Genomic DNA, 11,318 nt, shown 5'->3' with positions numbered 1-11,318 from the left:
CCATCCCCAACTTCGAAATCAAAGAAAACCTGCCAACTACTTGACGCGGGACAGCAGATCCGCCACGACCATAAAACTCGTTGATGACGACGTCACTGCCGTCGGGGGCTGCTTGGGCTGGTAGAGCCCAAATCGGCGCCAGCAGCAGTGCGGTTGCACCGGCTAGCGCCGTCGTTCTTTTGGTTTGTCTTTTCACGTCTTACCTATTTCCACGCGATTAAGTGATGATAATGCGGTGAGCATTACATCTAACAGTGCCATATTCGGAGGGCAAATGTTAGGTAAGTAACTTTCTAGTTTACGCAAATACATTCCTCATTCATGTGTCAGACACTTTCGTTAATAGCGTGGGAGACCTTTTCGCTACGCACCGCGGACCCGTTCGCGATAGAGTGATGGAGATCAAAAGATGAGTTCATCGGAAGGAGATGGACGGTGACAGAATCCGGACATGCCAACCAAGGGCCAGCTGTGCCCAACGACCTGGGTGGTTCGAGCCTGCCTCCGGTCGACGAGAATGAAAGCCCCCGCTCGATTGGCGAAATGGTCGCAGGGGTAACAGAACGCTTCTCCCGTCTTATTCGTGACGAGATTGAGCTTGCCAAGGTACAGGCGCAAGCCAAGGTATCGAAACTCGCTGGTGGGGCCGTGTTCTTTGCTATCGCAGGTATTCTCGCGCTGTACGCGCTTGGCATCCTGTTCCTCGCCGCCGTTTACGGCCTCGCTAACGCGGTTCCGTTATGGCTTTCCGCGCTGATCGTGGGCGTTGTTATTCTCCTAATCTGTGGCATTCTCGCCCTCCTGGGTATGCGAGCCATGAAGGCTTCTAACGAGCACGTGATTGACCCCAAGTCGGGAATTGTGAACGACATTGAGGCCGCCAAGAAGGGACTGAACAAGAATGAGTGAATCTGCGCCCAAGCGTTCAGCCGAGGATATCGAAGCTGATCTCCAGCGCACTCGTGAGGAACTGACGAACGCAGTTAACGAGCTGACTAACCGCCTGAACCCCAAGACCAATGCGAAGGCTGCGGCGGATCAGGCGAAGCAGAAGGCGAACGAGTTTGCCGCATCGGCTCGCGGCGTTGCTGATGATGCTGGTCGAGGCGACGCCTCCGCCATCGGCATCCTCGCAGCGGCCGCCGCAACGGTGGCGCTTGCTGGTTACCTGCTGTTCAAGAAGTAAACATAGCTTTTCCGCTCAGCGACACTGCTGAGCGGAAAATGCATAGGAGTATGGGGCGCGAAGGCGCCCCATACTTGTAAGCTCTCCGGGTTGCTGGCGTTACCGCTAGCGGCCCGACGTGGCCTCAAGGAGCTTTTCGACCTCATCCTTGCGAAAGCGGCGGTGCCCACCAAGGGTACGGATCGATGAAATTTTTCCTGCGTTAGCCCATCTGGTCACGGTCTTGGGATCGACGTGAAAAAGCGCAGCGACCTGCGATGGGGTTAGCAGATCCTGATCGGACTGTGTTTGCATGTGTCCTCCTCGGACTCGCGGACGCTATGTCCAGATTCTCAGCAAATGTCGGTCTGATCTGGGGTCCAAGGTCCCGAATTTCGGAATTGCTTGCCGTGGCGTAGAATAATGGGTGCCATGGTTGTACCTTTAAGGCACAACATTTTTGACCGATCTAGTTGAGGGGGGTCGACGCCATGGGGCGCGGCCGTCAAAAGGCCAAGCAACGCAAAGTTGCACGCACGCTGAAGTACTCCAGCCCGGAAACGGATTACCGGGCCCTGGAGCGCGAACTCATATCCAAAGACGACGAAGGCTACGAGGAGCAAGACGACTCGGAGGACTTCGACGATCAGTACGCTGAATACGAGGACTATTACGCTGACGACGATGAGGATGAGGAAGACGAGTCCTAACGTTCAGTGAATCGGTTCTATTGCTATGAGGGGGCGCGGCTAATGCCACGCCCCCTCAGCTATGCTCACGCATCCTCAGTGCCAAATTACGAGCCTGACCCGCAGGTACAGGTCGTATTTTCCTTCAAGAACCGCTGTAGCTCCTGGCGGGCGCGGTTCTTAGGAGATGTTGTGGGAATCGGTTAGAGACCCGTGTAGGTGCTAGTCAGGCGGACACCGCCACCGTCAACGCCCTTTGCGCCGCGGACAGCCTCTCCCCCATCGTCAACCAGCACGCGACCGGCCTCCCAGGCGGGAATGCCGACGGCGTTGGACTGCGCAATGGCAGCATCGGCGTGCTCTGCGGGAACGATGGCAAGCATGCCAACGCCGAGATTCAGGGTGCCTTCCAGGTCCGCGGTGGGTACGCCACCGAGGTCGGAAATGACCTTGAAAATCGGGGGGACGTCCCAGCGGGTGACTTCCGCTAACAGCCCCTTGGGGAGGACCCTGGCAAGGTTGGCGGCGAGGCCGCCACCGGTCACGTGGCAGAAGGCGTGGGCACGATCAGCGAGATCGAGGCACACGTTCGTGTAGAGGCGGGTGGGAACGAGAAGTTCTTCACCGATGGTCTTGCCGAGCTCATCCACGTGCTTCGTGTAGTCCCAGCCGGCCACTTCAAGGACCTTACGGACGAGGGAGTAGCCGTTGGAGTGAATGCCGGAGGAGGCCATCGCGACGATGACGTCACCCTCACGGACCCGCTCGGGGCCGAGAACAGCATCGGCTTCGACAACGCCCGTGGCAGCTCCCGCCACGTCGTACTCGTCCTCACCGAGGAGGCCCGGGTGTTCGGCGGTCTCGCCACCGAGGAGCGGGGTGTTGATGGAGGCGCAGGCCTCGGCGATGCCGCGAACGATGTCGGCGATGCGCTCGGGAACGACCTTGCCGCAGGCAATGTAGTCGGTCATGAGCAGCGGCTTCGCACCCACCACGACAATGTCGTCCACGACCATGCCAACCAGGTCCTGGCCGATGGTGTCGTGAATGTCGAGGGCCTGAGCGATCGCAACCTTGGTTCCCACGCCGTCGGTGGAGGCGGCAAGGAGGGGCCGCTTGTAGGTGAGGAGCTCGCTCGCATCGATCATGCCAGCGAAGCCCCCCACTCCCCCAAACACGTTCGTATTGTGGGTCTTGGCGACAGCGGACTTCATGAGTTCGACCGCGCGATCTCCGGCCTGGGTGTCCACTCCGGCCTCTGAATAGGTGATCTTCATTTATTCCTCTACTGCAGGATCCAGCCCGGCCGCGTAGCGCGAGTGATCAACCGGGATCGGGTACTTTCCAGAGAAGCAGGCGGTGCACAGCTTGGACTCGGGAATAGTGGTTGCTTCAATCATGCCCTCTGGCGAGATGAAACCAAGACTATTTGCCCCAATCGACTGGCAGATCTCATCAATGTTGAGACCCGAGGCGATCAGTTCAGCCCTCGTGGCGAAGTCGATGCCAAAGTAGCAGGGCCACTCAACGGGCGGGGAGGAGATGCGAACGTGGATCTCGGCCGCTCCCGCTTCGCGTAGCATGCGCACGAGTGCACGCTGGGTGTTGCCGCGCACGATCGAGTCATCGACCACGACGATGCGCTTGCCGGCAATGACTTCCCTGAGCGGGTTGAGCTTGAGCCTGATGCCGAGCTGACGCATGGTCTGGGTGGGCTGGATGAAGGTGCGACCCACGTACGCGTTCTTCACGAGACCCTGGGCGTAGGGAATGCCGGATTCCTGGGCGTAGCCGATGGCGGCGGGGGTGCCGGAGTCCGGAGTTGCGATCACGATGTCGGCATCGACGGGATGTTCACGTGCAAGCACGCGGCCCATTTCGTTCCTCGAGGCGTTGACGCTGCGGCCAGCAATCGTGGTGTCGGGGCGGGCCAGGTACACGTACTCGAAGATGCAGCCGCGGGGCGTGGACTGCGCAAACCGGACGGAACGGGGGCCGTTCTCGTTGATGATAAGCATCTCGCCGGGTTCGATCTCGCGAACGAACGTGGCGCCCACGATGTCGAGTGCCGCGGTCTCGGATGCGACAACCCAGCCGGCCGACAGCCTGCCCAGAACGAGGGGGCGGAAGCCGTAGGGGTCGCGTGCCGCGTAGAGGGTGGTTTCGTCCATGAACGCGAGTGAGAACGCGCCCTTGAGTGTGGGGAGTATGCCGAGTGCGGCTTCCTCGAGGGACTCGTACTCGTCGGCTCCGCCGAGGAGGGCGGTGATGACCGCCGTGTCGGTGGAGGAGCCACGACCGAGTTCACCGGTCAGGTCCTGCTGAGACTTCTTCCGCACGACCTCCATGAGCGCCTGCGTGTTGATGAGGTTGCCGTTGTGGCCGAGAGCGACCGTGCCGAAGGGCGTGGGGCCCAGGGTCGGCTGGGCGTTCTGCCAGTGCGACTTGCCGGTCGTGGCATAGCGGACGTGACCAACAGCAATGTGCCCCTTGAGCGGCTTCAGGTGATCCTCGTTGAAAATCTGTGAAACGAGGCCCATGTCCTTGTAGATGAGGATTTGCTGGCCGTTCGACGTGGCGATGCCGGCAGATTCCTGGCCACGGTGCTGGAGAGCATAGAGGCCGAAGTACGTCAGGCTAGCGACATTCTCCCCGGGAGCCCATACCCCGAAGACACCGCATTCGTCCTGACCCTTATCGTCAGGATCAAGTTCCGCGGTCAGCCGGCCATCACTTTGCATGTTTTCCCTTTACGCGTTTGAACTTTGGTCCCTCGGGCGAGACGCTGACAAGCTGCACGAGAACTCTCTTGCCTACGGGCAGGTTCTCCCCGTAAACGGTCGCTTCCACGGCCGGGTTCCGGAGCATCACGCTGCCGCGGCTCTTACTCGACTCATCGTCTTTCTTCGCCACCTCAATGACGACACCCCTGAAGGTCTCGCCTTCCCGCCCGTTTAGGATAAGTCCTTCCAGTGCGTTGATTGCACCCCGTTCATATTGTGAAGCGCGCTGACCGGTCTTCGCCATGGTCTTCGACAGTCCCGGTAGGGCATCCATGACCCATTGGGGGATCTCCTCGCCCGCGCAGATGCATCGGCACACCTCGAGGGCGTAGCGGTCCACCAGGCGCCGCAGAGGGGCCGTGACGTGGGCGTAGGCGGAGGCGATGGCGGCGTGCTCCTCGTAGGGCTTTTCCTCGCCATTCTTCTCTTTCCGCTCCACTCCGAGCGGCAGATAGGACGCGCCACGGAACAATCCCGCGGCCTCGTTCATGAACGCCGCGTGGGCCGGGTTGCGGGAGTTGAGGGAGCGCACGTAGTCCGGGTATTCGACGTCCTTCGGCCAGTCCATCTCCAGCGCCTTCGCGACCTGGCGGAGGCGGACGTAATCTTTCTCTCGTGCCGGGGGTAGCGTGCGCAGGATCCCCACCCCTGCCTTCAGCATCATCCGTGCCGCCGCCATGCCCGTCAGCAACGACAGCTGGGCGTTCCACTCGTCGACCTCCGTGACACCGCGGAACGCAAGCTGGTACCCGCCGTTCGTGCGCTCGATCAGTTGCTCTGGAAGATCAAGGGAGATGCCGCCGCGGTCGATCTCCCGCTGGATGCGGAGCTTGCCGATCTCAGACAGGAGCGCGGTGAGGTCCGGTGGCACCTCGTCCGGGAGGGTTCCCTCACCGTCGTAGTGGGCCTGCACCTGCTCGTAGGTGAGCTGGGCGCGAGAACGCACCTGCGCCATTTCCACCCAGGAATGACGAAGCCCACCATCGGCATCCAAATGCAGATACCACAGGTAGGCTGGTCGGTCCTCGTTCTCAAGGAGGGAGGCTACTCCCGCAGAGAGTTCACGGGGGTGCAGGGGGATGGAGCCATCGGGACCGTAGAAGGTGACTCCACGCGAATGGACTTCCTCATCGAGCGGTCCACCCGGCCTAACGAAGAGCCCCACGGCGCTGATCGCGTACCGCACCAGGTAACCATCATTCTCGCGAGAAAGGTGCATGGCCTGATCGAGGTCGCTCGCACCGAGAGGGTCGATGGTGACGAAGGGAATGTCACGGCGGTCGGGATAGATTGAGATATCCACGGGCGCGATGTCCGCCACCGCCTCCCTCGGATATTCGGTGGGGATCTTGAGCTGTTCACGTAACGCGACGAGCGCGTTCGTCATTTCTTGCGGTTGCGCCACATTGACGCGGACTATTCGCTGGGCCACGGTTTTAGGCTAGTCGATCTTTCGCGATTTCTTGAGAGATTTCCAGTCCAGGAACAAAGCGAGCAGGATTGCGAGCACAATTCCAAGCGGAACCGTGACCAGGAGAATTGCGATCGTGACGTCACCGATGGCGTAGAAGCCTTCCTCCGGGCCGAACTGGACGAGTAGCAGGCCAGCAATGGCGCCGAGGATCGCTCCGATGAAGGCGAACCGCCCATACTTGGGTGCCTGCCTCGGGTTCGTGACGTAAATTTCCTCGGACTCTTCGGGTTCCATCTATTTCCTCGTTCTGTGTCGCAGCGGGAGGACGGAACTCAAGTCCGCCCTGATCCCAGACGCTAATACCTTACCTGCGTTCACTGCGTCCTCCCATTCAGCATTCCCGCTGATGAGGTCCAGCCACGTGTCCAGGTCGATCTCTACAACGTTCGGAGGGGTGCCACGGGTGTGCCTGGGGCCTGCGATTGCCTGGACTGCACCGACGTAGGGAACCCTGATCTCCACGCTTCGGCCGGGGCTGAGGCTCGCCAGCTCCTCCATGCCGCCACGGCCCAGGGTGCGCTTCTCCCCCATCGACAACTCCTGACCCTCCACGTACTTGGTCATGAGGTCATCAAACTGTTGGGGGTCAATGCGGCGCATGGTGACAACCATACCGGGAACTCCTCCCACCCCAGGCGTGACCGACGCGAGGTCAGTCCATACTCAAGCCTGCCTGACCTCAGGGTCATCCAGTCCAACGCCGGTCTCACCTCAAGACTGTCGAACAACTGGCCCACCCGAGCATAGGACCCGCTCCAGCCACGGGCCCGAGTGCAAAGGAACGGGGCGCCCACCGAAGTGAGCGCCCCGTGTGCCTAGCTCGCTAGAGCGTGGCGGAGAGTGTTGTTATCGGCGAACTGCCGGGGTGTCGACTCCGTCGCCATCCCAGTCACCGATGAACACGGTGTCGGTTGAACGACCGTAGTTGAGGGAAAGGTCGGCTGCGCCACCCTTCAGCTCGTTCTTCAGGTGGAAGGTCGAGCCACGGCGGATACCGAAGGTATCGGCGCCGTCGCCATCCCAGTCACCAACGAACACGGTGTCGGTGGTGCGTCCGTAGTTGAACTGAACATCCGCATTGCCACCAGCAAGGGTGTTCTTGACGAGGATGCTGTCGCCACGGCGAACCGCGAGAGTATCCGTGCTGTCACCATCGAAGTCACCTGCGAAGACCAGGTCGGAGTTACGTCCGTACTTGAAGGTCACGTCAGCGTTGCCACCAACGAGAGTGTTCTTCACGAAGTACTCGCGTCCACGGCGAACCGCGAGAGTATCGGTGCCATCGCCATCCCAGTCACCGACCAGGACGTCATCGCCAGCGCGACCATACTTGAAGGTCACGTCAGCGTTGCCACCAGCGACGGAGTTCTTGACGAAGAACTCGTTGCCACGGCGCACTGCGAAGGTGTCGACTCCATCGCCATCCCAGTCACCAACCAGGACCTCATCGCTTGCTCGGCCGTAACCGAACTCGATGCCTGCCTGGGAGGAGGTCCAGTCGTTGGAGACGTACATCCAGTTGCCCTTCGAGCGAACCGGCTGCTGGGGCTCTTCAGCTTCGCCAACGGTCACGGGAACCGTGACATCGGTTTCCCCGCCGAACTCACCTTCGGTGACGATGCGGAGGTCAACCTCGCCATCGGCGGAGGCGGGAACAGTAACCGAGACGGTGGCGGTTCCAGCGTTGTCGCGGTTCGGAACGACGGAGGCGTCGATGTCGGCGGAGCCAACCTCGGTGCCGTCAATGTAGAGGGTGACCGTTTCCGGCTTCTCCTCGAATGCGGTGAAGGTCAGCGACGAGAGCTCGATGTCAGCGGTCGCGCCAGCCACGAGATCGTCGTGGGCGATGCCGATTGAACGCTGGCCCTCGGGGATGTCGTTGCCGTAACCTGCGCGCAGGTAGTCAACGTAACCAGCGAGGTCGACGTAGCCGGTCTCGCGAACGTTAGTGCCATCCTCGAAGACCGTGAAGCCATCCTGGCCGGTCAGAAGGAAGGTGTTCGATGCGATCGTGTAGGTGGCATCCAGATCAACGGGCTCGCCGTCGATCCACACGCCGGTGATGACGCCGGTACCCTCACCGGCGAACACAGCATCATCGGTCGCGATGGACTGGTCGTAGGTGTAGGTGACGTTGTCGGACAGGCCGAGACGAAGAACCGGGCGCGATGCGTTGTTCTGGAACTGCTGCTCCAGCATCGTGTATACCTGAGCACCGGTCAGATCGATCGTGCCAATCGTGTTACCGAAGGGCTGGGTCGAGTAGGCCTCACCGTAGGTGACGATGCCGTCAACCGGGGTGTGGTCCATGTCGTTGCGGATGCCACCGGGGTTGATGATGCCGAAGTCGGCTCCCATCTCGAAGTTGTCAGCAACGAACAGTGCGGAGTTCGCCAGGTGGTTACCCATCGAGGACTCAGTGCCGCGGTTACCGCCGACGTCGGAACCGTTGTTGGTGCCGCGCCATGCGTTCTCGTCGGTCGTTGCGAGCTCCTCAGCACCGAGGACATCGGCCTCAGTCTTCGCTTCGTCAACCAGAGCCTGGATCTCAGCGTCCGGGGCAACTGTGTTGTCGAGACCAACGATCTCGGCGCGAACAATCTCAACGTCACCGTCGATGACAGAGATCCGAGCGTGTCCGAAGGCCTCGCCGTACTGGCCGGCCTGGAGGATCGGAGCGCCCGAAGCGGTTTCGGTCTCGGACTCAACGTGGGTGTGACCAGCGAACACCAGGTCAACATCGTCGCCGAAGTTGACGGCCGCTTCGTTGCCCTCGTGGAAGAGAGCGATCACGACATCGGCTTCGCCGTTTTCGTCGTTGCCGTCCTTGAGCTGAGCCGCAACATCGTTGGTCTTAGCAACGGGATCGGTAAAGGCCAGACCAGCGACGCCGTCCTTAGCAACGATGCTCGGGGTGGTGGCGGTAACGGTGCCGATGTAGGCAACGGTCACGCCGTCAATCTCAACGAGCTCGTACGGGGGCTCTGCGATCTCGTCAGCACCACCAACGTTGGCGCCGAGGTAGTTGAAGTCAACATCGGGGATGACGCGATCGGTCAGATCGGCGTAACCCTTATCGAACTCGTGGTTACCAACGGCCGAGACGTCCAGGCCCATGGCGTCGAGGATGTCGAGCGTGGGCTGGTCCTCGGCGATCGAGGAAATGTATGCGGATCCACCGATGTTGTCACCGGCAGAGACGAACTCGGTGTTCGGGTTGTCAGCGCGGATTGCATCAATCTGGGTCTTGAGGAACGGAGCCGTCTCAATGTAGCCGTGGAAGTCGGTGATGCCGACAACGTCGATGAGCGGACCACCGTTAGCAACGCGAACCGGAATATTCACATCCGTGTCGAGGCTGCCATCTGCGTAGGTGGTGACGACCTGGAGGTTGACATTGCCAACAACGGTAGCCGGGATCTCCACCTCAACGGTGGCGGTGCCTGCATTGTCGCGGTTTGCAGCAACGGTGGTGTCAATCTCGGAGGAACCGATTTCCTCACCGTTGATGTAGAGGGTGACCGTTTCCGGCTTCTCCTCAAGTGCGGTGAAGGTCAGCGAGGACAGGTTGATCTCGGCGGCTTCGCCACGCACCAGGTCGGTGTAGTCGAGGCCGATGGAACGCTGTCCAGCGGGAATCGTGTCGCCGTTGCCTGCACGGAGGTAGTCAACGTAGCCTGCGAGGTCGACGTAGCCGGTCTCGCGAAGGTTGGTGCCGTCCGCGAAAACCGTGAAGCCATCCTGGCCGGCAAGGAGGAAGGTGTTGGAGGCAACCGTGTAGGTCTCGGTGTCAACAACGGGCTTGCCGTCGATCCACACGCCGGTGATCACACCGGAGCCCTCACCAGCGAACACGGCATCATCAGTCGCGATGGTCTGGTCGTAGGTGTAGGTGACGTTGTCGGACAGGCCAAGGCGGAGAACAGGGCGGCCAGCGTTGTTCTGGTACTGCTGCTCGAGCATGGTCTTGACCTGAGCACCAGTCAGATCAATGGTGCCGATCGTGTTGCCGAAGGGCTGGGTCGAGTAGGCCTCGCCGTAGGTGACGATGCCATCAGCCGGGGTGTGGTCCATGTCGTGGCGGATGCCACCGGGGTTGATGATGCCGAAGTCGGCTCCCATCTCAAAGTTGTCAGCAACCTGAAGTGCCGAGTTCGCGAGGTGGTTGCCCATGGAGGATTCGGTGCCGCGGTTTGCGCCGACGTCGGAACCGCTGTTGGTGCCGCGCCACGCATTGTCCGTGGTGGTTGCGAGCTGCTCCGCACCGAGGACATCGGCCTGGGCAAGCGCTTCGTCAACGAGAGCCTGGATGTCAGCGTCGGTTGCACCATCGGTGCGGACAGCAACGACATCGGAGGAGTCGATGGTGACTGCGCCTTCGGCATCAACCGTGAGGCTCACGTGTGCGTACGCCTCACCGTACTGGCCGGCCTGAAGGATGGGAGCACCCCCGGTGGTCGTGGTCTCGGACTCAACGTGAGTGTGACCGGCGAAGACCACGTCAACGTTCTCGCCAAGTCCCGCTGCGAGCTCGTTGCTCTCGTGGAACAGTGCTACAACAACGTCTGCTTCGCCGTTGGAGTCATCACCGTCCTTGAGCTGTGCTGCAACCTCGTTGGTCTTAGCAACGGGATCGGTGAAGGTCAGTCCAGCAACCCCATCCTTCGCAACGATGGTCGGGGTGGTTTCGGTAACGGTGCCGACGAAAGCGACGTTGACGCCGTCGATGTTGTCAATGGAGTAAGGGGGTTCTGCGATCTCGGTAGCTCCGCCAACGTTGGCGCCGAGGTACTTGAAATCAACATCGGGGATGACGCGGTCGGTCAGGTCCCCGTAGCCCTTGTCGAACTCGTGGTTGCCGACTGCGGAAACGTCGAGTCCCATTGCGTCGAGGATGTCGAGCGTGGGCTGATCTTCAGCGATCGAAGATACATATGCGGAACCGCCGATGTTGTCACCGGCGGAAACGAATACGGTATTGGGGTTTGACTCGCGGATACCGTCGACCTGGGTGGCGAGGTAAGGAGCGGTTTCGATGTAGCCATGGAAGTCGGTAATACCGACCAGATCGATGGTTACCGGTTCGGTATTGGTGTTCTGTGGTCGTAGGCGGTCGCCTTCATCAGCAGTCGTCGCGGATGCGGGGACGGTCATGTCGCGCGTCAGACTATGTGGCAGGGGTAGTTAGTTGTTGAAATTACCCTTGA

The 11,318-nt window shown here is 60.7% G+C and carries 11 protein-coding genes; 3 read left to right on the top strand and 8 right to left on the bottom strand.

Going from position 1 to position 11,318, the window contains the following annotated elements:
- Positions 1–196 (bottom strand): hypothetical protein (locus QMB98_RS09090; protein ID WP_371685416.1); only part of this gene is annotated, 196 nt, incomplete at its 3' end.
- Positions 197–471: 275 nt separating this feature from the next.
- Here QMB98_RS09090 and QMB98_RS09085 point away from each other — a divergent pair.
- Together QMB98_RS09085 and QMB98_RS09080 are read left to right on the top strand one after the other, a co-directional pair.
- A complete protein-coding gene (locus tag QMB98_RS09085; RefSeq protein ID WP_371685414.1) occupies positions 472–909 on the top strand; it encodes a phage holin family protein in 438 nt (145 codons plus the stop codon).
- A complete protein-coding gene (locus QMB98_RS09080) occupies positions 902–1,186 on the top strand; it encodes a DUF3618 domain-containing protein (protein ID WP_371685412.1) in 285 nt (94 codons plus the stop codon). Before QMB98_RS09085 ends, QMB98_RS09080 begins: the two co-directional genes overlap by 8 nt.
- 105 nt (positions 1,187–1,291) lie before the next feature.
- Here QMB98_RS09080 and QMB98_RS09075 read toward each other — a convergent pair whose 3' ends face one another.
- On the bottom strand, positions 1,292–1,480 hold the full coding sequence (locus QMB98_RS09075) for a BldC family transcriptional regulator (RefSeq protein WP_371685411.1): 189 nt from the start codon (positions 1,478–1,480) through the stop codon (positions 1,292–1,294).
- A 176-nt stretch (positions 1,481–1,656) separates the two neighbouring features.
- Between QMB98_RS09075 and QMB98_RS09070 the strand changes: the two genes are divergently transcribed.
- Positions 1,657–1,875 (top strand): DUF3073 domain-containing protein, encoded by a 219-nt coding sequence (locus QMB98_RS09070; RefSeq protein ID WP_371685410.1) that lies wholly within the window; start codon positions 1,657–1,659, stop codon positions 1,873–1,875.
- A gap of 182 nt (positions 1,876–2,057) precedes the next feature.
- Here the strand turns inward: QMB98_RS09070 and purM are convergent, their stop codons facing one another.
- The 6 genes from purM to QMB98_RS09040 all read right to left on the bottom strand — a co-directional run bounded on the left by purM (position 2,058) and on the right by QMB98_RS09040 (position 11,265).
- Complete coding sequence (gene purM, locus QMB98_RS09065; RefSeq protein WP_371685409.1) at positions 2,058–3,131, bottom strand: phosphoribosylformylglycinamidine cyclo-ligase; 1,074 nt, start codon at positions 3,129–3,131, stop codon at positions 2,058–2,060.
- Entirely contained in the window at positions 3,132–4,595 is a 1,464-nt protein-coding gene (gene purF, locus QMB98_RS09060; RefSeq protein WP_371685408.1) for an amidophosphoribosyltransferase, read from the bottom strand.
- Complete coding sequence (locus QMB98_RS09055) at positions 4,585–6,069, bottom strand: RNB domain-containing ribonuclease (RefSeq protein WP_371685407.1); 1,485 nt, start codon at positions 6,067–6,069, stop codon at positions 4,585–4,587. Before QMB98_RS09055 ends, purF begins: the two co-directional genes overlap by 11 nt.
- A 9-nt stretch (positions 6,070–6,078) precedes the next feature.
- Complete coding sequence (locus tag QMB98_RS09050; protein ID WP_371685406.1) at positions 6,079–6,345, bottom strand: hypothetical protein; 267 nt, start codon at positions 6,343–6,345, stop codon at positions 6,079–6,081.
- Positions 6,346–6,723: a sterol carrier family protein gene (locus tag QMB98_RS09045; protein WP_371685405.1), complete on the bottom strand. Its 378-nt coding sequence runs from the start codon at positions 6,721–6,723 to the stop codon at positions 6,346–6,348.
- A gap of 234 nt (positions 6,724–6,957) precedes the next feature.
- Positions 6,958–11,265, bottom strand: a complete 4,308-nt coding sequence (locus QMB98_RS09040; protein WP_371685404.1) for a bifunctional UDP-sugar hydrolase/5'-nucleotidase — start codon at positions 11,263–11,265, stop codon at positions 6,958–6,960.
- Positions 11,266–11,318 lie beyond the last annotated feature (53 nt).

It is taken from the genome of Flaviflexus sp., assembly GCF_041440645.1.
In the GTDB taxonomy this organism is placed as follows: Bacteria; Actinomycetota; Actinomycetes; order Actinomycetales; family Actinomycetaceae; genus Flaviflexus.
The sequence above is the reverse complement of the archived record's forward strand: the minus strand, read 5'-3'. Positions and strand labels throughout refer to the sequence as shown.